Raw genomic sequence first — 20,759 nt, 5'->3', positions numbered from 1 at the left:
GGCGCCCAGCGGCCGTGCCGCGGGGCGCCGGCGTACGAGCGGCCCCGTACCTGGTCTCAGTGCTCGTCGGCCAGGATCAGGTAGAGCTTCTTGCGGGCGTCGTTGATCACGGAGACCGCCTTCTGGCGCTGCTCTGCGGTGCCCGTCTTCCAGACCTGCGCGAACGCCTCCATCAGACCGAAGCCGGCCTGCCGGATCTCGTTCATCATCTCCCAGTCGACACCGCGCCCCGCCTCCTCCCACGGCGCCTGCGGCCCCGCCTCGGCCTCGGCGCGCCCGGAGTCGGTGAGCGTGAACAGCTTCTTGCCGCCGTCACTCCGGCTGACGATGAGCCCCTCGTCCTCCAGCAGCTGGAGCGTCGGATAGACCGAGCCGGGGCTGGGCTTCCAGCCCCCGCCACTGCGCTCGACGATCTCCTGGATCATCTCGTATCCGTGCATCGGCCGGTCCTTCAGCAGCGCGAGGATCGAGGCGCGTACGTCTCCGCGCCGCGCCCTCCCCCGCGGTCCTCCCCGGCCGCGCCCGCCACCGAAGGGCCCGCCGAACGGCGGCCCGAACGGCCCGAACGCGGCGCGCCGCCCCTCGAACTCACCCCGACCCTGATGTCCAGGCCCGCAGTTGCCAGGTCCCTGTCCCTGGCCGTGTCCGTGTGAACGCATCTCCACGCTCCTTCCATCACTGAGTCGTGATCTGTCACGATGCTTCAACGATATATCGGGATCGCACGGCCGGCAATGCCCCGGCGCACGCGCTGAACCGACTGGGGCGCCGCCCGTGAGCGTCGGCGGCGTCCGCTGCTGGACTGCGTGACGACTCGGTTCGAGGACGTGGCGGTGCGTCCGTTTCGCTGGTCGCCTCGCAGCCGTTCTGGCTGCACTGGCATGACGGCGAGCGAGAGCGCTGGCACGCCCCGGACTACAAGGCGCGCACGCGGCGCCGGGATGGGTTCCCCAAGGAACTCATCCGGGCTGGGACGGCTAGCGGCTGACGCGGGCGATGCCGACCAGCATGGCTGACTGGTTCGTACTCGTGGGCTCTCTGGCGGTCGCGATAACGGCCTGGTGCCTCGACGGCACCGCGCACAGCACCGCCACGCAGGCCCGGCTGGAACGGTTCGTGGCCATGGACCGCCAGAACGCCGTCGTCAGCCCGGCTGCCTCGGAGCGACTCGGGCCGCTGGCGCTCGGTTTCTTGGCGGACTCCTACGGGAGGGTGCGGGCGAAGCAGGGTGCCGTGACCGGGCTGGTGGCGAGCGGGGCGCTGCACCAGGCGCCCTCCGATGGGCTGCCCGGCCCGCAACGATGGGTCGCTCAGGACCCGTTGCCTGAGCACGCCGGCGAGTCGGCGCCGTGACGGCGGCGGTGGCCTCGGACCCGAGCGGCCTGCACCGCAAGCGAACGCTGCCCATGGTCACCGCCCAGGGCGAGAAGGTGCTCCAGAATGCGCGCGAACGGTACGCGGAGCTGAACCCGGCGGTCCGGCCCGCACCCAAGGCCTGCGACCCACGCATGGTGGCCATGGCGGTCGCGCTTTTCGGGACGCAGGCGGTGAGACACGTCGACGAGAGGATCCTGGACGACTGGTACCTGCCAGTGACCTACGTGGACGGCCCCGGAGACTGAGCTCGCAACACGCAACATAGTCCACACAGGTCAGCAGGACCCGGCCGACCAACTTCGCTGCGACAGGTCACGATTTCAGGGCCACCCACCGGCGATTGGCCTTGGCCGTGGCCTTTCCTCCGCCCCTAGGTTCAGGTCCATGCGGATTCGAATCGTCGACGCCTTCACCGACCGCCCCTTCGCCGGCAACCCGGCCGGAGTCCTGCTGCTGGACTCCGCTCCCTTCCCCGCCGACCAGTGGCTCCAGCGGGTCGCCGCCGAGTTGAATCTCTCGGAGACGGCCTTCGCCCACCCGCTGCCGCCCGGCGGAGAGGCCGACTGGGCCCTGCGCTGGTTCACCCCGGCCACCGAGGTCGACATGTGCGGCCACGCCACCCTGGCCACCGCCCATGTGCTCCGCACGGCCGGGCTCATGACCGGCACGGTGCGCTTCGCAGCCCGCTGCGGCACGCTGATCGTCGCGGACCGGGGCGAGGGCTCGTACACCCTGGACTTCCCGACCTCGTCGCTCACCCCGGTGAGCATCCCGGACGGGGTCCCCCAGGCGCTCGGCGCCGAAGTGCTCTCGGCCCACGCGACGGCCGCCCACATCGGCGACCTGCTGATCGAGCTGGCCGACGAGCGGACCGTACGCTCCCTGTCACCGCATCTCGCCGGGCTCGTCGCGCACTCCGACCGCGGGATCATCGCGACCGCCGCTGCCGAGGACCCGGCCCGTGGCTACGACTTCGTCTCGCGCTGTTTCTTCCCCGGCGTCGGCATCGACGAGGATCCGGTCACCGGCAGCGCACACACCGCCCTCGCGCCGTTCTGGTCCGCGCGGCTCGGACGTACCGAGCTGACCGGCATGCAGGCCTCGGCGCGCTCGGGTCTGGTACGGACGTCCCTGCGCGGCGAGCGGACGCTGCTCACCGGCGACGCGGTCACCGTCCTCGACGGCGAACTGCTCACCGCCCCCTGAGGCGCGCCAGGGGCGTGCGACCGCTGTCGCCCGCCCCCAGGAACTTCACGCCGTCGGAAGCCACCCCACCCGGCCGGCCAGCAGCGCGTACCCGACGAAGGCGACGATGTCGAGCAGCGCGTGGGCGGCGACCAGTGGCCCCACCCGGCCCCAGCGCCGGTACAGCAGCACGAAGACCACGCCCATCACCATGTTTCCGATGAAGCCGCCGATCCCCTGGTACAGGTGGTACGAACCACGGAGTACGGAACTGGCGACGAGGGCGGCCATCGGCGTCCAGCCCAACTGCCCGAGCCTGCGCAACAGGTAGCCGACGACGACGACTTCCTCGAGCAGGGAGTTCTGCAGCGCGGACAGGATCAGCACCGGGAACTTCCACCACACCTCGGGCAGCGCTTCGGGAACCACCGTCAGGTTGAACCCGGCCGCCCGTGCCGCCAGGTAGAAGGCCAGCCCCGCGCTCCCGATGCCGGCCGCGACGAGCGTCCCGCGCCCCAGGTCCTGCCACGGCCGTGTCCGGTCGAGGCCGATCGCCCGCAGTCCGGTGCCTTCCCGCATCAGCAGGTGCGCCACGAGCAGGACGGGCACCAGCGCCGTCGCGATACCGAACAGCTGCCATGCGAGATCCAGCCACGGCCGTCCGGGCGCGTACGAGCTGTTGAGCGTGGCCGCCTGGTCCTTCAGGCCGCCCGGTTTCGTCACCGAGCCGACAAAGCTGATCAGCGCCGACACGCCGCTCGCCCCGAGCGACAGCGCCAGCACGAGCAGCGTCTCGGACCGGAAGATCTTCCGGGAGCCCTCCGCCTCACGGCACGTTTCAGCCACGCGTTCCGCCTCCGCCCGCACGCCCGCCTCCAGTTCGGCAGGGACGTCACAGCTTGCCCCACGACCCCCGACTACGGGGAACCGGGCCTCACCGTTCATACGCGGATCGTGCGGACGGAACTCAGCAGAAACCGGGCGCCGGTGACTCAGCCGCGACTCAGCCGGGGCCGGCCGCCGCGCCGGCCGCCGCCGGGAGGCCCACCGGCCAGGTGTGCACCGGCTCCCCCTCGCGCATGAGCTCCGCGTACCGCCGGGTCGTGGCGGCCAGCGCCGCGTCCCGCTCCAGGCCCGCGGCCAGACCCCGGTGGTACGTGTCCACCTGCCAGGAGGCGCCGTTGACCCGGCGCTTGCACCGCTCCTCGATCACCCCGAGGTAGAAGTCCCGGTCCGCGGGTTCGATGCCCCAGGCGTCCAGGCCGGCCGCCGCCAGGGGGAGCAGTTCGTCCCGTACGAGCGTGACGGCCGGGACGGTCGCGACACCGCCGGACCGGCCGCGCCTGGGCCAGCGGAGCTCGGCCTCGATGCCGTGGCGGCACGCGGTGTCGAAGTTGGCGTCCGCGTCGGCGAACGGGAGCCGGGACCAGACCGGCCGGGAGTCCTCGGCGAGCGCCCGGACCATGCCGTAGTAGAACGCGGCGTTGGCGACGACGTCGGTGACCGTGGGCCCGGCGGGCAGCACACGGTTCTCCACCCGCAGATGCGGCATGCCGTCCGCGACCGCGTACACGGGCCGGTTCCAGCGGTAGACCGTGCCGTTGTGCAGCACCAGTTCCTTGAGGTTCGGCACACCGCCGTCGTCCAGGACCCGCAGCGGGTCCTCCTCGTCGCAGATCGGCAGCAGGGCGGGGAAGTAGCGCAGGTTCTCCTCGAACAGGTCGTACGCCGACTCCACCCACCGCTCACCGAACCAGGTGCGGGGCCTCACGCCCTGGGCCTGAAGCTCGGGCGGCCGGGTGTCGGTGGCCTGCTGGAAGAGCGGCGGCCGGGACTCGCGCCACAGCTCCCTGCCGAACAGGAAGGGGGAATTGGCTCCGACGGCGACCTGTACGGCGGCCACGGCCTGCGCGGCGTTCCACACATCGGCGAAGCGGGCAGGCGTGACCTGGAGGTGCAACTGCACGGAGGTGCAGGCGGCCTCGGGCGCAATCGAGGAGGACGTGCAGGTCAGCCGCTCGACGCCCTCGATGTCGAGGGTGAAGTCCTCGCCACGGGCGGCCAGGATCTGATCGTTGAGCAGCATGTAGCGGTCGACCTCGGAGAGATTCGCCGAGACGAGATCGTTCCGCGAGAGGGTCGGCAGAATTCCGATCATGACGATGCCGGCGTCGACTTCGCCGGCCTTTCGGTGGGCATATGCGAGCCCGGTGCGCAACTCCTCGGCGAGCTGGTCGAAAACCCGGCCACCGATCCGGTGCGGCACAATGTTCACTTCCAGATTGAACATTCCGAGCTCGGTCTGGAAATCCCGGCTGGCGATGCGCTCGAGGACTTGCGCATTCATCATCCTGGGCATGCCGTCGGAACCGGCGAGATTCAGTTCGATCTCCAGCCCCATGAGGTTCTTCGGCCGGTCGAAGCGCTTCTCCCTCAGGAGTCGCGCCAGTCCCTCCAGACACTCATGGTGCTTCCTCCGGTACCGTTGCCGATCGGACAGGTCGAATCCGCCTGCCACGACCTTCTCCCCCATCGAAGGGTCCCTCCTCGAGTGGGCAGCCTGCGGCGCCGGCCGCTCGCGTCACGGTCGATGATGCCCAGCGAAGTGGTCCCTATGCCCACCGAAGTGATCGACAACGCCCCGCGCGGGCCCGTCGGCCGCTACCCTCTCCAGGGTAACGGCCGGGCACATTCACCGGGCATGATGCACTGTGCAGTTACCATTTCCACGGCCCTGGTGAAAAATACCGACGATTTTCGGCCGTCCGGGTCCGCCGAATCCTGCGAGGTCAGGGCGCGCACCGCTCGCGAAAATCAGGACGAATACCACCTGAGCGAGGCCGGATTCCGCCTTGTCCGCAATACGCGGGACAGCTAGCCGAAACACTGCGTGAACACACGTCGTATAAACTCGACAAACGAGGCAGAGAGTTGGCGCCCGGCCATTGCCCCACGGCCCCCCTCTGGCCCCAGAATGCGACAGCGCCGTCCGCACCTGCCACGCTTCACCGTGTCTCCCAAGTGAGAGGCGTCCCACTATGCCGCTGCATGTCCCCCCGGCTCCCGCGCCTGCCCTGCGCAGCGTTCTCGCGGCACTCGGCTCCCCCACCGCCGTCCGCGAAGCCCGCACCCCCGCCCTTCGCTCCGCCCAGGGGCCACTGAGCCCCGAACTCCCGCTTCCCGTCCACGTACTGGACCGGATGACGCCGGGCGACCAGCCGCCCCGCACCAGGCTCGCCGGATGGCGCTTCCTGATCCACTCCGGCGGCCGTCCCGTCGCGGCCGCGGACACCATGCTGACCCCGGACGGCTGGACGTTCGCGCACTTCTTCGAGGGCCCGTACGTCGCCGCCACGGAAAGCGCACTGCGCCAGGCGGAGTCGACGGCCTCTCACTACCAGCCGAGACTGCTGTCGGTGCCGGAGCTGTACATGCTCACGCTGTGGCTGCACGGCACCGTGGGCGCGGACGGCTCCACGGGCGGTCCCGAGCCCGCGGATCTGCTGGTGCCCCTCGCCCCTGCCCCGCCCGGCATCGCCGCCCACCGGCCGCACCGCGTGGCCGATCTGTTGCCCGTACTGACCCATCGCCTCTCCGCGGTGCCGCTGCTCGGCTCCCCCGCCTGACACGGTGGCGAGGCGCCCCGCGACGCCGGACGCGTCGCGGGGCGCCTCGCTGTCCGGGCCCATCCGGACTAGTCCGGTCCGGCGCTCCGAACCATCCGAAGAGACCAGGCAGTTGAGCTGAACCGCCCGCACGGGTGACGCGTCATTAATCAGTAAGGAAGAGCTGTCGCGAAATCCCTGCGGATTGACGCCCGTGGGGCAACACTGGGGACCGGACCGACCGACTGATGACGGGGGGCGGCCATGAACACAGCATCGAGCCGCAGGACACTCACCACAACGCAGCGAAAGAACGCATCCATGTGCCAGCACCAGCCACCGTGCCCGTCAGCCGACTCCGCCGACCGGGAGGCTGCGCACGTCGTCGCACACCACCCGGAACAGGGCTGGAGCCTGCTGTGCAACGGAGTCCTCCTGTTCGAGGACACCGGTGAGCTGCTGCCGGACGGGCAGATCATCGCCCCGCACCGGCCGCTTCAGGTGATGACGGCCGCGTAGCCCGGCGGGGCGAGCGGACGGAGAACACGAACAGTACGACGAAGGGCCGGCCCGGAGACCTCTCCGAACCGGCCCTGACGCATGCCCGCGGGCCCTGTGGACCTGCGGGCGGACCCGTCAGTTGTCGTACTCGTCCATCGGGGGGCAGGAGCAGACGAGGTTGCGGTCGCCGAAGGCACCGTCGATCCGGCGCACCGGCGGCCAGTACTTGTCCGCCGCCGAGACGCCGGCCGGGAAGACCGCCTCCTCGCGGGTGTAGGCGTGCTCCCACTCGCCGCCCAGCGCGGCAGCCGTGTGCGGCGCCTGGCGCAGCGGGTTGTCGTCGGCCGGCCACTCGCCCGAGGCGACCCGCTCGATCTCACCGCGAATCGCGATCATGGCGTCGCAGAAGCGGTCGAGCTCACCGAGGTCCTCGCTCTCGGTCGGCTCGATCATCAGCGTGCCGGCCACCGGGAACGACATGGTGGGCGCGTGGAAGCCGTAGTCGATCAGCCGCTTGGCGATGTCGTCGACGCTGACACCGGTGACCTTCGACAGCGGCCGCAGGTCCACGATGCACTCGTGGGCGACCAGCCCGTTCGGGCCGGTGTACAGCACCGGGTAGTGCGGCTCCAGCCGCTTGGCGATGTAGTTGGCGCCGAGCACCGCGACCTGGGTGGCGCGCTTGAGACCCTCGCCGCCCATCAGGCGGACGTACGCCCACGAGATCGGCAGGATGCCCGCCGAGCCCCACGGGGCGGCCGAGATCGGGCCGACGCCCGTCTCCGGTCCCGCGGTCGGCTGCAGCGGGTGGTTCGGCAGGTACGGGGCTAGGTGCGCCCGGACACCGACCGGGCCGACGCCCGGACCGCCGCCGCCGTGCGGGATGCAGAAGGTCTTGTGCAGGTTGAGGTGCGAGACGTCGCCGCCGAACTTGCCCGGCTGCGCCACGCCCACCAGCGCGTTGAGGTTGGCGCCGTCGACGTACACCTGGCCGCCGGCGTCGTGCACGGCGGCGCAGATGTCGGCGACGTGCTCCTCGAACACTCCGTGCGTGGACGGGTAGGTGATCATGAGCACGGAGAGCTCGTCGCGGTACTGCTCGATCTTGGCGCGCAGGTCCTCGGCGTCCACCTCGCCGTCGTCGGCGGTCTTGACCACGACGACCTTCATCCCGGCCATCACGGCACTGGCGGCGTTGGTGCCGTGCGCGGAGGACGGGATCAGGCAGATGGTGCGCTGGGTGTCGCCGTTGGCGCGGTGGTACGCGCGGACGGCCAGCAGGCCCGCGAGCTCGCCCTGCGAACCGGCGTTGGGCTGGATCGACACCTTGTCGTACCCGGTGACCTCCGCGAGCCGCTCCTCCAGCTCACGGATGAGGGTGAGGTAGCCGGCAGCCTGCTCGACCGGCGCGAACGGGTGCAGCGCCGCGAACTCCGGCCAGGTCACCGGCTCCATCTCGGTGGTCGCGTTGAGCTTCATGGTGCAGGAGCCCAGCGGGATCATGCCGCGGTCCAGCGCGTAGTCGCGGTCGGCGAGCTTGCGCAGGTAGCGCAGCATCGCGGTCTCGGAGCGGTGCTGGTGGAAGACCGGGTGGGTCAGGTAGTCGTCGGTGCGCAGCAGGCTCTCGGGCAGCGCGTCGGTGCCTTCCGCGTCGAGGGCCTCGATGTCGGCCTCGACCCCGAAGGCGGCCCAGACGGCCGCGATCTCGGTGCGGCCGGTGGTCTCGTCGCACGCGACGGAGACGTGGTCGGCGTCGACCAGCCGCAGGTTGACCCCGCCCTCACGGGCGGCGGCCACGACCGCGGCGGCCCGGCCGGGCACCCGTACGGTGAGCGTGTCGAAGTACGCACCGTGCACGACCTCGGCGCCGCCGGCCCGCAGTCCCCCGGCGAGCAGCGCGGCGTACCGGTGGGTGCGCCGCGCGATGCCCTTCAGCCCCTCGGGGCCGTGGTAGACGGCGTACATGCCGGCCATGACGGCGAGCAGCACCTGCGCGGTACAGATGTTGCTGGTGGCCTTCTCGCGGCGGATGTGCTGCTCGCGGGTCTGCAGGGCCAGGCGGTACGCCTTGTTGCCGTCGGCATCCACGGAGACGCCGACCAGGCGGCCGGGCAGGCTGCGCGCGAACTTCTCACGTACGGCCATGAAGCCGGCGTGCGGTCCGCCGAAGCCCATCGGCACGCCGAAGCGCTGGGTGGTGCCGACCGCGATGTCGGCGCCGAGCGCGCCGGGGGAGGTCAGCAGGGTCAGGGCGAGCAGGTCGGCGGCGACCGTGACGACCGCGCCGAGCTCGTGGGCCCGCTCGATCACCGGCTGGAGATCGCGCACCTGGCCGGAGGCGCCCGGGTACTGGAGCAGCACACCGAAGACGCCGCGCTCGGCGGCCTCGGCCGGGATGCCCTGGGAGAGGTCGGCGACGACGACCTCGACACCGGTCGGCTCGGCGCGGGTCTCGATCACGGCGATGGTCTGCGGCAGCGTGTCCGCGTCGACGAGGAAGACGCCGTTCTTGACCTTGCCCATGCGGCGGGAGAGCGACATGGCCTCGGCGGCCGCGGTGCCCTCGTCGAGCAGCGAGGCGCCGGAGGTGGGCAGCCCGGTGAGCTCGGCGACCATGGTCTGGAAGTTCAGCAGCGCCTCCAGGCGGCCCTGCGAGATCTCCGGCTGGTAGGGGGTGTACGCGGTGTACCAGGCCGGGTTCTCCATGACGTTGCGGAGGATCACCGGCGGGGTGAAGGTGCCGTAGTAGCCGAGCCCGATCATCGGGGCGAGCACCTGGTTGCGCTCCGCGAGGGAACGCAGCTCGGCGAGCACCTCGGCCTCGGAGCGGGCGCCGGGAAGGCGAAGCGATTCTGCGCTCTTGATCACCTCGGGTACCGCAGCGGCCGTGAGCTCGTCGAGCGAGCCGTAGCCGACCTGCGCGAGCATCTTGGCCTGGGCCTCGGCATCGGGGCCGATGTGGCGGCGCTCGAACGGAATGCCGTGTTCCAGCTGGGAGAGCGGAATGCGGTTGGCGGTCATCGGGAGGCCTCCTGGTCTGACGACCTGCGAGGGGCACCGCGGCGCGGGTGCCCGGACGGCCTCCCCCTCTGTCATCTCAACCTGAGAGTTTCACCGGCCCGCCCAAGGCGCGCCGGCTTTCACCGTCGGTGAGGAGGGGATCCGGAACGTACCGCCCGACGCCCGCCCTGCTTTCCAGAGTGACCTCGTCCGTGCGGTACGTGTGCCTGAGAGATTCCGGGGAGGATTTGCTCCTTCGGCGCCTCCGTCTACTGCATTCGGAGGACTCTCCCGCATGGGGTCAGCAGCCGACAGCCAGCCTACCAGCGCCGTCTGTAAAGGTCCCCCGAGTGGCCGCCACCCCAAATGTGCACTTTTGTAGTCTTTACGGAGCAGTTGCGACCAATTGGAGGGACCGTGCAGACCGACATCGATCCGCGCAGCCTGATCGGCCGCAAGGCGTTCGACCGCAATGGCACCAAGATCGGCACCATTGACGAGGTCTACCTCGACGATGCCACGGGAATGCCGGAGTGGGCGGCCGTACGGACCGGACTGTTCAGCCGTGACGCGTTCGTCCCGCTGGAGCCCAGCGAGGTCGTCGAAGGCGGCCTGCGGGTTCCGTTCGAACGGGCGCTCATCAAGGACGCGCCCGACTTCGGTGTGGGCCGCCATCTCTCCCCGGAGCAGGAGCTTCAGCTCTACCACCACTACGGGCTCGACGTGTCCTTCCCCGGTGGGCTGGCGGGTCCGCCGCCCTCCCCCGCCTCCACTCCTCCGGACCGGGACTTCGGCCGGATCGCCGGCACCGACGACGCCTGATCCGCGACCCGGCCGACGAGCGGCAACGGCTCGGACAGCTCCAGCTCGGGATCGTCGACTCTGAACGTCCGCACCCGGCCCGGCTCCGAGCCGGGCTCCTCGAACCGTACGGTCACCCGCCCCACCCCACTTCCCTGCACCCATCCCGCCCCGTACACGGCGTGCCGGACGTCGTGCCCGGCCGGCCACCTCCGCTCCGCCAACGACTCCCCAGCAGCCTGCGCGACGCCGGCATGGCGCCCCGCTTCGTCCGCACTCCGGTGCTCGGCCGCAAGCCCAGTGGTGCGCCCGGCCCTGCCCACGACCGGGTCGCCTGCATGGGCGCCGACAGGACCCGCGGGCGACCCACCCGCGGGACGCGCCGCCGGGGCCTCCGTACCGGGGCCGGCCGGGGGCCCCGCCGGGGCCGCGGCCGGCTCGGGGGGTGCCTCCGCATTCGCTCCCGCCGCCTGCGCGAAGAGATCCTCCTGCGTGAAGTCCGCCAGACCCGTGACGCCCACGCCCAGCAGCCGGACCCCACCCGTGGTGTCCACCGCCTCCAGCAGCCGCGCCGCGGCCTCGCGCACCACCGTCCGGTCGTCCGTCGGTCCCCGCAGCGTCTCCGAGCGGGTCAGCGTCGAGAAGTCGTACCGGCGCACCTTCAGCACGACCGTGCGGCCGGACCGCCCCGCCTCCCGCAGGCGCTGCGTACACCGGTCGGCGAGCCGCTGCACTTCCGCCTGCACCCGGCCCCTGTCGTGCAGGTCGACGTCGAACGTGTCCTCGACGGACACCGATTTCGCATCCCGCTCGGCGACCACCGGCCGGTCGTCCAGCCCCTGCGCCATCCGGTACAGCGATCCCCCGTGTGCCCGCCCCAACAGCCTGACCAGCTCGTCCTCCCCGGCCTCCGCCAGCTCCGCGATCGTGGTCATCCCGGCTCGCCGCAGATGCTCGCCGGTGGCCGGCCCCACTCCCGGCAGCGTCCGGACCGGCATGGGGGCCAGCAGCTCGCGCTCCGTTCCCGGCTCGACAAGCACCAGACCGTCCGGTTTGGCCTGCTCCGAGGCGATCTTGGCCAGCATCTTGGACCCCGCGAGCCCCACCGAACCCGTCAGCCCGGTACCCGCCAGGATGTCCCGGCGCAGCCGCTCACCGGTCGCCCGCGCGGACGCCGAGTCGTCGGCCGACCCGCCCGCCTCCAGATCGACGAACGCCTCGTCGAGGCTCAGCGGCTCGACCAGCGGCGACAGCCGGCCCAGCAGCTCCATCACCTGGTCGCTGACCGCGCGGTACAGCGAGAAGCGGGGCACCAGATACGCCGCGTTGGGGGCCAGCCGCCGGGCCTGCGCCATCGGCATCGCGGAGTGCACGCCGAAGCGCCTGGCCTCGTACGACGCGGTGGCGACGACCCCGCGCGGCCCCAGCCCGCCGACCACCACCGGCTTGCCGCGCAGGCTGGGCTTCGCGGCCTGCTCCACGGCGGCGTAGAAGGCATCCATGTCGAGATGCAGAATCGTGGGCGCGGCTCTCACATCACCGATGCTGCCCTACACCACTGACAACGCCCCGCACGTGAACAACGCCCCGCACGCGCGTACCGGCCCCGGACCCCTCAGACCGCCCTGTTGCGGCGTCTGGCCAGCTCGTCGGCCGGATGGTGCCCGACCAGCGTCTCGCCGGTGTCGATGCGCTCGCCGTGCAGCTGGGACAACGCGCTCTCGACATCGCGCCACACCACACCCACGGCGATCCCGAAGACGCCCTGGCCGCCCTGGAGGAGGTCGACGACCTCGTCGGGCGAGGTGCACTCGTACACCGTGGCCCCGTCGCTCATCAGCGTCATCCGCTCCAGATCGGAGAACCCGCGGGCACGCAGATGCTGCACCGCGGTGCGGATGTTCTGGAGAGCCACCCCCGTGTCCAGGAAACGCTTCACGATCTTGAGGACTACGACGTCCCGGAAGCTGTACAGCCGCTGGGTCCCCGAACCATGAGCGGGCCGCACACTCGGCTCGACCAGTCCGGTGCGCGCCCAGTAGTCGAGCTGCCTGTACGTGATCCCCGCCGCCGCACACGCCGTCGGCCCCCGGTAGCCGACCTGTTCGGTCGCTGCTCCGTTGGGGCCCCCCGGGCCCTGCTGACGGGCTGTGGGGCCGGCCGCACTGCTGTGAAGCGGAAACGGCCCGCTTCCCCCCGGACTCCGTCCGGAGGCACCCCCCGCCGTACCGCCGCCGCTGCTACTCACGCCGACCCTCCGTCCTTGACCTGCCCACTCGACGGTAGGCAGTCACCAGGGGTGCGTCAACGATCGCCACACTCGGCACGCCGAGTGATAATCACCCTGAGAGTGGTTTCCCGTATCCCCATACGGGGAAAGGCTTCTCGAATGCGCCGAAGGCTCCCCGCGGGAAACTCACTGGCCCTTGGTCCCGAAGTCCTCCGGTGAGATCTGGTCGAGGAACTCGCGGAACTTCTCCACCTCGTCCTCCTGCTCGTCCGGGATGGCGATACCGGCGTCGTCCAGCACGCCGTCACTGCCGTAGATCGGCGTTCCGGTGCGCAGCGCCAGCGCTATGGCGTCGGAGGGCCTCGCGCTGACCTCCACGCCGCTGGCGAACACCAGCTCCGCGTAGAAGACGCCTTCCCGCAGGTCCGTGATCCGGACTTCGGTCAGCTCCTGTCCGACCGCCTCCAGCACGTCCTTGAACAGGTCGTGGGTCAGCGGTCTGGCGGGGGCCATGCCCTGCTGAGCGAAGGCGATCGCGGTCGCCTCCCCCGGTCCGATCCAGATGGGGAGGTACCGATCGCCTCCCACTTCACGCAGGAGCACGATCGGTTGGTTGGAGGGCATTTCCACCCGGACACCCACAACGTCGAGCTCGTTCACACAGCAACCCTAGGACCTGCCCGGCAGGTTTGGGTAGTCGGGCTCCCCCGGGTCAGTGCAGGCGCACCCCGAGGGAGGTCTGCACCAGCGCCGCATGGAGGCGTACGGAGAGGGCGGCAAGCTCTTTCACGGTGGCCTCGGCATGCGCCCTGGTCTGCGGATTACGGTGCCTGCGCAGCGGCGCCACCACCTGCTCGACCAGCCCCGCCTCCCGGTCCGCGGCAGCCTTCATGGCCCGGAGATGGCGGGGCTCGAGGCCGAAACGCCCGAGGTCCGCGATCAGTCGGGCCACGGTGACCGTCTCGGCGTCGTAGCCGCCCCCGGAGGCCGGCGCGATCAGGCCGTACGACTCCCATTCGACGAGCTGCTCCTCGCCGACCTCGGCGGCGGCGAGCAGCTCGGCCCGGCCCACCCGTGGGACGGTCGGCTGCTCCGGCTCCTGATCGAGAGCTCCGGCCGTCCGCTCCCGCTGCGGCCCGGGCAGGCGCGGCCGCTCCCCGCGGGCCGTCGTGTCCAGATGCTCGCGGATGACTTTCAGCGGAAGATAGTGATCGCGCTGCATGCGCAGCACCCGGGCGAGCCGCTCCACGTCCTCGGGGCTGAACTTGCGGTAACCGGAGGGCGTGCGCTGCGGCTCTACGAGCCCTTCCGTTTCCAGAAACCGGATCTTGGAGATGGTGACTTCGGGAAACTCGTCGCGCAGCAGGTTCAGCACCGTTCCGATGCTCACCAGCCGCCCGCCCGCGGTGGCGGTGCCGTGCCCGGCACCGCCCGTCGGTGTTCGCAGCATGGACCTTCCCTGACGGGTCAGATGCCCCGCTGGCTCGCGTAGAAGACCAGTCGGTACTTGCCGATCTGCACCTCGTCGCCGTTCGCCAGTGCGACGGAGTCGATTCGCTCACGGTTGACGTAGGTGCCGTTGAGGCTGCCGACGTCGGCCACGGTGAATCCGCCGTCCGGTCCCCTGCGGAACTCCACATGCCGCCGGGAGACCGTCACGTCGTCCAGGAAGATGTCGCTCTGCGGATGGCGGCCGGCCGTGGTCAGGTCGCTGTCGAGGAGGAACCGGCTGCCCGAGTTCGGTCCGCGGCGCACGACCAGGAGGGCGGAGCCGAGCGGCAGGGCGTCGACCGCCGCCTGGGCCTCCGGGGACAGCGAGGGCGCGGCGGTCTGGCCCGTCGCCTCCGCCTCGTACGCCTCAAGGCCCGAGATGGAGATGGTCGAGGTCGTCTCCGAGGGGCGCTCGGGGGTGAGCCCGGCCCGCAGCGGCGCTCCGCAGTTGGAGCAGAACCGACTGGCCTCGGCGTTGCGGTGCCCGCACCTGGTACAAACCGGCAAGGCCGACATGGACGGATCCTCCTGCCGCGGCTGCCCCGCGGGGCCACTGGATGCGTACGGGTCGGGGGTAAACCCTCCACCCGTACTTGAGGTTGATGGTTCCCCGAAACCTATGCGGCCCGATGCCGCAGGGTCAACAGAAGACGCGCCCTGGCCACCGTGAATGTCACCGCCCGGGCCGGCGACCTCGTCACGGAACAACGGGCGGTCGCCGCCCTGCTCCTCCGCTTCGCCATGACGCGGCGCACGATGCTTGGCGGTGCCGCCGGCACCGTCCTCGCGTGCGCTCCTGCCGAACAACTTCGCAAACAACTTCACGGGCGATTCCCCTTGACCGAAACAGACCCGCCCGTGGGGCAGGACGAACCCTGAATGCACACACCTGCCGAGCCGGACATTCTTTCAACGTCCGTGACCACCAGACAGTTTCCACCACGCACCGCACTTCCGGTGCGTCGACCCCCCGCAACCCCCTGCCCTCGTCCCGCAGGCCCCATGTGCCCCCGATTCACGACGATGACGACCGAGCGTAGTCAGGCCGCTTCGCCGGTCGCAAGGCATCCACAACGATCTTCTGAGAACGCGTCACGGTGGCCGTGGCCTGCTCCTTCTCCAGCGTCTGGATCACACCGCCGGGGATGTTGAGCGCCGGCTCCAGATCCTGCGGCTTGCCGATCGCCTTGAACTCGAAAGGCGGACCGATCTTGCGGCCGTCCACCCGCACGCCGCCCTCGTCGTCGGTGAAGAAGCTGTTGGCCACCACCCGCACGTCGTTGACCTGGATCGCCTCGGCCCCGGCGGCCCGCAGCTCCTGGATCGCGTCCAGCAGCATGTCCGCCTCGACCAGGCCCTTGCGGTCGGTGACGGTCAGCGTGATGCCGGGCCCCTGCGCGGCCACGGTGCCGGCGAGCACACCGAGCTGCGCTTCCTTCTCCACGGTCTGCTTGCGCGCCTCTTCGGCCTGGTCGGAACTGTTCTCCAGTTCCGTGCGCTGGTCCTCCAGCCGCTGCTTCTCGTCCTCCAGCCGCTGTGTGCGGTCGTCGACCTCGTCGAGGATGCGCACCAGGTCCTCCTGGCGGGCTCCGCGCAGCGCGCCGGTGTCACTGTTCGAGCGCACCTGGATGGCCAGCCCCAGCCCCAGCACGAACAGCAGCAGCGCGACGATGAGTTGGGCCCTGGACACCCGCGGCGGCCAGAGTGCGGCGAGGAGCCGTCGGCGGCCCGTCTGCTCCGCTGTCCCGGACGGTTCTTCCGTGTGCGTCGGCTCGGTGCTCATCGGCCTCACGCCCGGAACACGTGCCGGCGGATCGCGGCAGCGTTGGAGAAGATGCGGATGCCCAGGACGACGACGACACCGGTGGACAACTGGGCGCCCACGCCCAACTCGTCCCCGAGGAAGACGATCAGCGCGGCCACCACGACGTTGGAGAGGAAGGAGACGACGAAGACCTTGTCGTCGAAGATGCCGTCGAGCATCGCGCGCAATCCGCCGAAGACCGCGTCCAGCGCCGCTACGACGGCGATCGGAAGATAGGGCACGACCACAGCCGGTACCTCGGGCCGGACCAACAGTCCGACCACCACTCCCACCACGAGGCCCAGTACCGCGATCACGATGCACCCTTCCCTGAGTCGGCCGCGCCCTGATCGGCACCCTCGGCCTTCGGCTCTGCTGTACGGACGGTCAGGCTCGGGGCAGCCGGGAGGCGCACCTCGGCCTCGACGGAAATGCCGGTGCGGATCCCGTAGTTCTCCTGAAGCACATGCAGGTACTGGCCATCGGCGCTGTCCTGGAACTTCGTGCTCAGGTTCTTGCCGTCCCCCACCGCGAGCACCGTGTACGGCGGCACCAGCGGCTTGTTGTCGACCAGTATGGCGTCGCCGGCCGCCCTGATCGCGGACAGGGCCGTCAGCCGCTGCCCGTTGATCGACACCGCCTCGGCACCGGACTCCCACAGCCCGTTGACGACGCGCTGCATGTCGCGGTCCCGTACCCGGCCCGTGTCGGAGAAACCGGCGCTCTCGCGCGGCCCGCCGCCCCCCTGGGAAGCGTCCTTGGCGTCGTCGACGACGAGCTTCACACCGGGCCCGCGCACTTCCGTGGCGCCCGACAGCAGGGCGACGAGTTCAGTCTGGTCACCGCCGTGCCTCTTGAGCGCTTCACGCTGCCGGCGCGCCACGTCCTCGCTCAGGCGGTCGCCGTCCTTCTCCAGCGCGTCGGCGGCCGACGTCTCCCGGTCGATGCGGCCGATGAGTTCCTGCCGCTCCTTGGCGAGGACCGGAGCCGTTATCTGCGCCTGCGCGGCACCGAGCGTCACGACGAAGGCGGCCAGCACCAGACCGGCCGCGAGCCCGAGCCTCGCCCGCAGTGCCCGAGGCGTTCCCGCACTGCCTTCGGCCTTGCGGCGGGCGGACGCCTCGGCGTATCCGTCGTCGAGACTGTGGTCCATCACGTAGGTCAGCAGCGACATGGACGCATCGGGCCGCGGCGGCGGCGAGGCCGTGCTCCGAACGGGGGGGTGCTGCGACATGCCGCACATCGTCGCACGTCGGCGGTGCTGCCGCCGAATGGCCCCACCGGTGTGCCGGGCGGCGTCCTCAGTCGCCGTCCGGCACACCGCTCGCGCGTCAGTGACCTGCGCTGTCGACCACGGCCGACCACTCGTCGAGGAGGGCCTGCGCGGACGCGTCGTCGGGTCCTTCCGCCCACAGATGGGTGACGGCCTCCGAGGGGTCGGGCAGCACCATCACCCAGCGCCCGTCGGCCTCGACCACCCGCACGCCATCGGTGGTGTCCACCGACCTGTCTCCGGCCGCCTCCACGACGCTGCGCATGACCAGTCCCTTGACCGCCCACGGCGTGGCCAGGTCGCGGCGGAGCACATGGGCCCGCGGAATGCGGGCGTCGATCTGGCTCAGCGTGAGCTGCGTCCGGGCCACCAGACCGATCAGCTGCACAAAGGCCGCCGCCCCGTCGAAGACGCTGCTGAACTCGGGCACGATGAACCCGCCGCGTCCGTCCCCGCCGAAGATCGTCGTCTCCGCCCGGCCCACCCGCGTCAGGTCGTCCGGGGACGTCGTCGTCCACTCGACCTGGGTCCCGTGGTACGCGGCCACCTGCTCGGCGATCCGGGTCGTCGTCACCGGCAGCGCCACCCGCCCGCTGCGACGCTCGGCCGCCACCAGGTCCAGAAGCACCAGCAGGGCACGGTCGTCCTCGATGATCCGTCCGCGTTCGTCCACCAGCGACAGCCGCTCACCCACGGGATCGAAGCGCACCCCGAAGGCCGCCCGGGCGGAAGCCACGATCTCGCCGAGCCGCACCAGTCCCGAACGCCGCGCGTCGGGCGTCTCGGTCGGCCGGGACTCGTCGAGTCCCGGGTTGATGACCAGGGAGTCCACGCCCAGCCGGCCCAGCAGGCTCGGCAGCACCAGGCCGGCGCTGCCGTTCGACGCGTCCACGACGACCTTCAGGCCCGACTCGGCCACACCGGTCGTGTTCACGTGCCGCAGAAGCGACCCGGTGTACGAGTCGAAGACGCTGGCCGGGAACTGGAGGTCGCCGATCTCTCCGGGGAAGGCCCGCCGGTACTCCTGGCGCGCGTACACCCGGTCCAGCTTCCGCTGGCCGGCCTGCGACAGGTCCGCTCCCCGCTCGTCGAAGAACATGATGTCCACCGAGTCGGGCACACCCGGCGAGGTACGCACCATGATTCCGCCGGCGCTGCCCCGGGCGGTCTGCTGCCGGGCGACCGGCAGCGGCACGTTCTCAAGGTCGCGTACGTCGATGGCGCTGGCTTGCAGGGCCGAGATCACCGCACGCTTGAGCGCGCGGGCACCACGCGAGTGGTCACGCGCCGTGGTGACCGTGGAGCCCTTCTTCAGCGTGGTGGCATAGGCACCGGCGAGTCTGACGGCCAGTTCCGGTGTGATCTCGACGTTCAGGATTCCGGTGACCCCGCGCGCACCGAAGAGGTGCGCCTGCCCGCGCGACTCCCAGATGACCGAGGTGTTGACGAACGCGCCGGCCTCGATCGTCTTGAACGGATAGACGCGGACATTGCCCTGGATGATCGATTCCTCACCCACCAGGCATTCGTCACCGATCACCGCACCGTCCTCGATGCGGGCGGCCCGCATGATGTCGGTGTTCTTGCCGATGACACAACCACGCAGATTGCTGTGCTGGCCGATGTAGACGTTGTCGTGAATGACGGCCCGGTGCAGGAACGCACCTGTCTTCACCACCACGTTGGATCCGACGACCGTGTGCTCGCGGATCTCCGCGTCGGCTTCGACCTTCGCGTAGTCACCGATGTACAGCGGCCCCCGGAGAACCGCGTCGGGATGCACCTCGGCACCCTCGGCGACCCACACTCCGGGTGAGATCTCGAAGCCGTCGATGTCGACGTCCACCTTGCCTTCGAGTACGTCGGCCTGAGCCTTGACGTAGCTCTCGTGCGTACCGACGTCCTCCCAATAGCCCTCGGCGATGTACCCGTAAACCGGCTTGCCTTCCTTCATCAACTGCGGGAAGACATCGCCCGACCAGTCGACCGGAACATCAGCCTCCACATAATTGAAGACCTCCGGCTCCATGACATAAATGCCCGTGTTCACCGTGTCCGAGAAGACCTGGCCCCAGGTCGGCTTCTCCAGGAAGCGCTCGACCTTGCCCTCCTCGTCCACGATCGTGATACCGAATTCGAGGGGATTGGGCACCCGGGTCAGGCACACCGTGACCAGCGCGCCCTTCTCCTTGTGGAACCTGATGAGGTCCGTCAGATCGAAGTCGGTAAGCGCATCGCCGGAAATGACGACGAAGGCGTCGTCCTTCAACGCCTCCTCGGCATTCTTCACGCTGCCCGCGGTACCGAGTGGCTTCTCCTCGTTGGCATAGGTGAGCTCCATACCGAGCTCTTCGCCGTCACCGAAGTAGTTCTTGACCAGGGATGCCAGGAACTGCACGGTCACGACGGTCTCATTGAGCCCATGCCGCTTGAGCAGCCGCAGCACATGCTCCATGATCGGCCGATTGGCCACCGGCAGGAGCGGCTTGGGCATGCTCGAGGTCATGGGGCGAAGGCGAGTGCCTTCACCACCAGCCATCACAACGGCCTTCATGTCGGAAGCGTCCTCCTTGATGAGACGACGGTCTAGCCGACCGCACCCGTCCGGACATCCCCGCAGATGAGACTGCGGATGTTCGGGGCCATTGCACAGCGCCGCACGGGCGAGCTCAGTCGGCTGCAGCGTCCGCCTTCACCAGGCGGCGGACCTGAACCACGTAAAGGATCCCTGCCCACCAATAGAGGGTTGTACCCCACCCTGCGAACGCCCATCCGAAAACTGCGGCAAGTGAGGCGAGCCAGGAGTCGCCGTCGCTGAGCAGAAGCAACGGGAAGGCATACATAAGGTTGAACGTCGCCGCCTTCCCCAGGAAGTTCACCTGCGGGGGCGGATAGCCGTGCCGGCGGAGGATTCCCACCATCACCAGCAACATCAGCTCGCGGGCCAGCAAGGCCGCGGTCAGCCAGAGGGGCAGGATCTCCCGCCAGGTCAGTCCCACCAGGGTGGAAAGGATGTAGAGCCGGTCGGCAGCCGGGTCGAGCAGCCGCCCGAGGCGGCTGACCTGGTTCCAGCGCCGCGCGAGCTTGCCGTCGAGGTAGTCGCTCACTCCACTCAGCATCAGCACGAGCAGGGCCCAGCCGTCGCTCTTCGGCCCGCCGAACTCGGGCAGCAGGATGAGCCACAGGAACAAGGGCACGCCGGCCAGGCGAGCCATGCTCAGGATGTTGGGGATGGTGAGGACCCGGTCGGTCTGAACACGGGTCTCCTGGACCTCCACCCGGGGGCCTCCAGTGGGAAACGTACCAACGATGCCCCATGACCTTACCTTCAGCCACGGGCATCGGGTGCAGGGGGTTCCCGCCGGCCCCGGAACGCAGAAAAGCCCCGCACCATGACGGTGCGGGGCTTTCCCACAATGATTGTTCGGCGGCGTCCTACTCTCCCACAGGGTCCCCCCTGCAGTACCATCGGCGCTGAAAGGCTTAGCTTCC

At 70.1% G+C, this 20,759-nt stretch carries 22 protein-coding genes, 1 rRNA gene and 1 riboswitch; of the genes, 8 read left to right on the top strand and 15 right to left on the bottom strand.

Annotated features, from left to right (window positions below):
• Positions 1-56 precede the first annotated feature (56 nt).
• Positions 57-659: a PadR family transcriptional regulator gene (locus ACWV17_RS10860; protein ID WP_455359473.1), complete on the bottom strand. Its 603-nt coding sequence runs from the start codon at positions 657-659 to the stop codon at positions 57-59.
• 349 nt (positions 660-1,008) lie between these two features.
• Here ACWV17_RS10860 and ACWV17_RS10855 point away from each other — a divergent pair, with 349 nt between their 5' ends.
• The 3 genes from ACWV17_RS10855 (at position 1,009) to ACWV17_RS10845 (ending at position 2,583) form a co-directional block, all read left to right on the top strand.
• Positions 1,009-1,353: a hypothetical protein gene (locus ACWV17_RS10855; RefSeq protein ID WP_455359472.1), complete on the top strand. Its 345-nt coding sequence runs from the start codon at positions 1,009-1,011 to the stop codon at positions 1,351-1,353.
• Positions 1,350-1,622, top strand: coding sequence for a hypothetical protein (locus ACWV17_RS10850; protein ID WP_455359471.1), 273 nt, complete (start codon positions 1,350-1,352; stop codon positions 1,620-1,622). The genes ACWV17_RS10855 and ACWV17_RS10850 overlap by 4 nt, the downstream gene beginning before the upstream one ends.
• A gap of 139 nt (positions 1,623-1,761) precedes the next feature.
• The gene (locus ACWV17_RS10845) at positions 1,762-2,583 is read left to right on the top strand and encodes a PhzF family phenazine biosynthesis protein (RefSeq protein WP_455359470.1); all 822 of its coding nucleotides are present in this window, start codon (positions 1,762-1,764) and stop codon (positions 2,581-2,583) included.
• A 45-nt stretch (positions 2,584-2,628) separates the two neighbouring features.
• Here the strand turns inward: ACWV17_RS10845 and ACWV17_RS10840 are convergent, their stop codons facing one another.
• Together ACWV17_RS10840 and ACWV17_RS10835 are read right to left on the bottom strand one after the other, a co-directional pair.
• Positions 2,629-3,429, bottom strand: a complete 801-nt coding sequence (locus tag ACWV17_RS10840; protein WP_455351873.1) for a CPBP family intramembrane glutamic endopeptidase — start codon at positions 3,427-3,429, stop codon at positions 2,629-2,631.
• A 136-nt stretch (positions 3,430-3,565) separates the two neighbouring features.
• Positions 3,566-5,095, bottom strand: coding sequence for a glutamate-cysteine ligase family protein (locus ACWV17_RS10835; RefSeq protein ID WP_455359469.1), 1,530 nt, complete (start codon positions 5,093-5,095; stop codon positions 3,566-3,568).
• An 81-nt stretch (positions 5,096-5,176) separates the two neighbouring features.
• Here ACWV17_RS10835 and ACWV17_RS10830 point away from each other — a divergent pair, with 81 nt between their 5' ends.
• The 3 genes from ACWV17_RS10830 (at position 5,177) to ACWV17_RS10820 (ending at position 6,686) form a co-directional block, all read left to right on the top strand.
• Positions 5,177-5,440: a hypothetical protein gene (locus tag ACWV17_RS10830; RefSeq protein WP_455359468.1), complete on the top strand. Its 264-nt coding sequence runs from the start codon at positions 5,177-5,179 to the stop codon at positions 5,438-5,440.
• 160 nt (positions 5,441-5,600) lie between these two features.
• On the top strand, positions 5,601-6,188 hold the full coding sequence (locus tag ACWV17_RS10825; RefSeq protein WP_455351876.1) for a hypothetical protein: 588 nt from the start codon (positions 5,601-5,603) through the stop codon (positions 6,186-6,188).
• A gap of 300 nt (positions 6,189-6,488) precedes the next feature.
• On the top strand, positions 6,489-6,686 hold the full coding sequence (locus tag ACWV17_RS10820) for a DUF5999 family protein (RefSeq protein WP_455351877.1): 198 nt from the start codon (positions 6,489-6,491) through the stop codon (positions 6,684-6,686).
• A 117-nt stretch (positions 6,687-6,803) separates the two neighbouring features.
• On the opposite strand, the gene gcvP is transcribed toward ACWV17_RS10820, so the two are convergent.
• Entirely contained in the window at positions 6,804-9,689 is a 2,886-nt protein-coding gene (gene gcvP, locus ACWV17_RS10815; RefSeq protein WP_455359467.1) for an aminomethyl-transferring glycine dehydrogenase, read from the bottom strand.
• Between the two features lie 184 nt (positions 9,690-9,873).
• Positions 9,874-9,972, bottom strand: a riboswitch (glycine riboswitch).
• Between the two features lie 113 nt (positions 9,973-10,085).
• On the opposite strand from gcvP, the gene ACWV17_RS10810 reads away from it, so the two are divergent.
• Positions 10,086-10,490, top strand: coding sequence for a PRC-barrel domain-containing protein (locus ACWV17_RS10810; RefSeq protein ID WP_455359466.1), 405 nt, complete (start codon positions 10,086-10,088; stop codon positions 10,488-10,490).
• Here the strand turns inward: ACWV17_RS10810 and ACWV17_RS10805 are convergent.
• The 5 genes from ACWV17_RS10805 to ACWV17_RS10785 all read right to left on the bottom strand — a co-directional run bounded on the left by ACWV17_RS10805 (position 10,379) and on the right by ACWV17_RS10785 (position 14,706).
• Positions 10,379-12,004, bottom strand: a complete 1,626-nt coding sequence (locus tag ACWV17_RS10805; protein ID WP_455359465.1) for a DNA polymerase IV — start codon at positions 12,002-12,004, stop codon at positions 10,379-10,381. The genes ACWV17_RS10810 and ACWV17_RS10805 overlap by 112 nt on opposite strands.
• A gap of 80 nt (positions 12,005-12,084) precedes the next feature.
• A complete protein-coding gene (locus tag ACWV17_RS10800; RefSeq protein ID WP_455359464.1) occupies positions 12,085-12,717 on the bottom strand; it encodes a MerR family transcriptional regulator in 633 nt (210 codons plus the stop codon).
• A gap of 168 nt (positions 12,718-12,885) precedes the next feature.
• Complete coding sequence (locus ACWV17_RS10795) at positions 12,886-13,359, bottom strand: bifunctional nuclease family protein (protein ID WP_455351881.1); 474 nt, start codon at positions 13,357-13,359, stop codon at positions 12,886-12,888.
• A gap of 52 nt (positions 13,360-13,411) precedes the next feature.
• Positions 13,412-14,149, bottom strand: coding sequence for a transcriptional regulator FtsR (gene ftsR / locus ACWV17_RS10790; protein WP_455351882.1), 738 nt, complete (start codon positions 14,147-14,149; stop codon positions 13,412-13,414).
• A 17-nt stretch (positions 14,150-14,166) separates the two neighbouring features.
• Positions 14,167-14,706: an FHA domain-containing protein gene (locus ACWV17_RS10785; RefSeq protein ID WP_455351883.1), complete on the bottom strand. Its 540-nt coding sequence runs from the start codon at positions 14,704-14,706 to the stop codon at positions 14,167-14,169.
• A gap of 150 nt (positions 14,707-14,856) precedes the next feature.
• Here ACWV17_RS10785 and ACWV17_RS10780 point away from each other — a divergent pair, with 150 nt between their 5' ends.
• Positions 14,857-15,069: a hypothetical protein gene (locus tag ACWV17_RS10780; protein ID WP_455351884.1), complete on the top strand. Its 213-nt coding sequence runs from the start codon at positions 14,857-14,859 to the stop codon at positions 15,067-15,069.
• 136 nt (positions 15,070-15,205) lie between these two features.
• Here the strand turns inward: ACWV17_RS10780 and ACWV17_RS10775 are convergent, their stop codons facing one another.
• From ACWV17_RS10775 to rrf, 6 genes are all read right to left on the bottom strand, one after another.
• Complete coding sequence (locus ACWV17_RS10775) at positions 15,206-15,973, bottom strand: DUF881 domain-containing protein (RefSeq protein ID WP_455359463.1); 768 nt, start codon at positions 15,971-15,973, stop codon at positions 15,206-15,208.
• Between the two features lie 5 nt (positions 15,974-15,978).
• Entirely contained in the window at positions 15,979-16,311 is a 333-nt protein-coding gene (locus ACWV17_RS10770) for a small basic family protein (RefSeq protein WP_455351886.1), read from the bottom strand.
• Positions 16,308-17,228: a DUF881 domain-containing protein gene (locus ACWV17_RS10765; RefSeq protein WP_455359462.1), complete on the bottom strand. Its 921-nt coding sequence runs from the start codon at positions 17,226-17,228 to the stop codon at positions 16,308-16,310. Before ACWV17_RS10765 ends, ACWV17_RS10770 begins: the two co-directional genes overlap by 4 nt.
• 97 nt (positions 17,229-17,325) lie before the next feature.
• Positions 17,326-19,821, bottom strand: coding sequence for a sugar phosphate nucleotidyltransferase (locus ACWV17_RS10760; RefSeq protein WP_455351888.1), 2,496 nt, complete (start codon positions 19,819-19,821; stop codon positions 17,326-17,328).
• A gap of 115 nt (positions 19,822-19,936) precedes the next feature.
• Positions 19,937-20,545, bottom strand: a complete 609-nt coding sequence (locus ACWV17_RS10755) for a CDP-alcohol phosphatidyltransferase family protein (protein ID WP_455351889.1) — start codon at positions 20,543-20,545, stop codon at positions 19,937-19,939.
• Positions 20,546-20,689: 144 nt separating this feature from the next.
• Positions 20,690-20,759 (bottom strand): 5S ribosomal RNA (gene rrf, locus ACWV17_RS10750); the annotation flags it as partial.

The sequence above is a fragment of the Streptomyces mabaensis genome (assembly GCF_053763515.1).
This window is presented reverse-complemented; position numbering and strand designations above follow the sequence as displayed.